Source organism: Ideonella azotifigens (assembly GCF_006519715.1).
GTDB classification, from domain to species: domain Bacteria; phylum Pseudomonadota; class Gammaproteobacteria; order Burkholderiales; family Burkholderiaceae_C; genus Ideonella; species Ideonella azotifigens.
Genome location: NZ_VIDT01000884.1, coordinates 1 through 1,909, shown reverse-complemented (window position 1 = coordinate 1,909; position 1,909 = coordinate 1). Strand labels below are relative to the sequence as shown.

The 1,909-nt window shown below is 69.2% G+C and carries 1 protein-coding gene; it reads right to left on the bottom strand.

What is annotated here, in order from left to right; genetic code table 11:
• A partial coding sequence (locus FKP22_RS28850; RefSeq protein ID WP_211361645.1) for a penicillin acylase family protein occupies nt 1-1,652 on the bottom strand: 1,652 nt, incomplete at its 3' end.
• Nucleotides 1,653-1,909 lie beyond the last annotated feature (257 nt).

The following is a 1,909-nucleotide window of genomic DNA, read 5'->3' as shown; positions in this document are numbered from 1 at the left end:
GCCCGCAGCGAAAGCGCCTGCTGCTCGCCACCCAGCACGCGCGCAAAGCCCCGCAAGGGCTGCGCCGGGTTGGCCAGCCAATAGCTGTCGTTCATGTTGGCCACCTGGTCGCTGCGCAGCAGGCTGGGCAAGGACCTTGCCGGCAAGGTGCCGGGCTGCACGGCCGCCGCATCGGCTTGCCAGTCGCAATCCGCGCGGCTGCCGTCCAGGAAGGGTGTGAACGCGTCCAGCTGCGCGAAGCCCTGGGCCAGTGGCGTGGTGCAGCGCTCGCGCAGCGCATCGGGCACATTCGGCACGGGACCGAAGTCCGCGAACCAGGCGCGGCCGCTGCGGTCCACGGCGGTGGTGTTCACCCACGGCAGTGCCAGCTCGCGACGCTGGATGGCGATGAACTCGTCCAGCGAGCCGGCCTGGTTCCAGGCCCAGAAGGTGCGAAAGACACGGAAGTTCTCGGCATTCGCGTCGCGGATGGCCAGCGCATGCGTGGCCGACCAGCCGAAGGCCGGGTTTTGTGCACCCAGGTCGACAATGGGCCCCTGCGCGCTGCGGTAGAGCCGCCGGCTGAGCGTGCGCGCCTGGCCACCTTCCCCTTTCAGCGTGACCGCCACCTCGCGGGACTGCAGCGGCTGCGCGGCACCGTCCACCAGGCAATCCGTGGGCCGGCCTTCGGCCAGCGCAAGGTCGAACAGGCCGAAGCGCCGCGCGGTGGACACCGTGTTGCTCCAGGCCACATGCGCATTGAAGCCGATCATCACCAGCGGCACACCCAGGAAGGCCACGCCCGCCACGTTGACCTGGCCGGGAATGGTCAGCTGCATCTGGTAGAAACGATCCGGCCCGCCCCAGTACCAGTGCGGGTTGCCCAGCAGCACGCTGCCGCCCTCGCCCGTGGCCTGGCGACCAAACGCCATCATGTTGCTGCCCAGGCCGTCCTGGTCGCCCACGCGGTGCGCGAGCCGGGTCGACAGCGAGGCCGCGCCCACCTGCGCGGCTGGCGATGCACCACCCGGCTGCGCGTTGACGATCTCCGGGATGAAGCGTGCATAACCCGCCGCCACCTGGGCCGCGTAGAAGCGGCGGTAGAGGTCGTCCGGGCCGATCTCGTGCACCCAGGCCTCGTGCAGGCACAGCCGCTGGCTGCCGCTGGCATGGCCTGCGCGAGCCTCCTGCAACTGGCGGTTGTAGCCCGCTGCAAAGCCTTCGACGGCATCATTCAGTCCGGGCGGCTGGGCAGCCCGGTAGCGGGCCACCATCGCGTCGTCCGCAAAGGCCTTGAAGAAGAAGTCCAGTTCCAGGTTGAGGGGCCGACCGAAGCTGGATTCGCGCGCCGGCCGGTTCTCCGGCCCGAAATGGAACGAGCGACGGCCCTCGTAGGTCGTGAAAGCCTCTGCCAGCGTGCACAGCGCGTCCTGCCCTTGCGCGTAGCCAATGCCGTAGCCCAGCCCCCGCCAGTCGGCCGCCTTGATGTGCGGAATGCCATCCGTCGTGCGGCGGATTTCCACCGGCAGCGGCGCAGCTAGCGCATGCAGCGACCTGGTCGCAATCCAGAGCAGCACCGCGCCGGCGATCGCGGCACGCAACACCGCTGACAGTCGACCCGCGCGCTGGCGCTGTGCATCCGCATCCCTCTCGGGAGTTGCTTCATTCCTCATGCTTGGCTTCGTTCTCCGTGGCGATGGTGTGCTGACGAACTGGGGCCGCTGGCGTTTAGCGCTAAACAAAACGCTGCCTGCCCCGTCCTTCAGAAGACCACCCACCGCTTGCGCTGCCCTGCGCCCGGCCATGCCGCCCCTGCACCCTGACCTCGAAGCCTTTCTCGAACTGGCTGCCGCGCCCTCGCGCACACCCATGAGCGCCATGCGCCCGGCCCAGGCGCGCGAGGCCTATGTACAAAGCAGCCTGCTGCTGG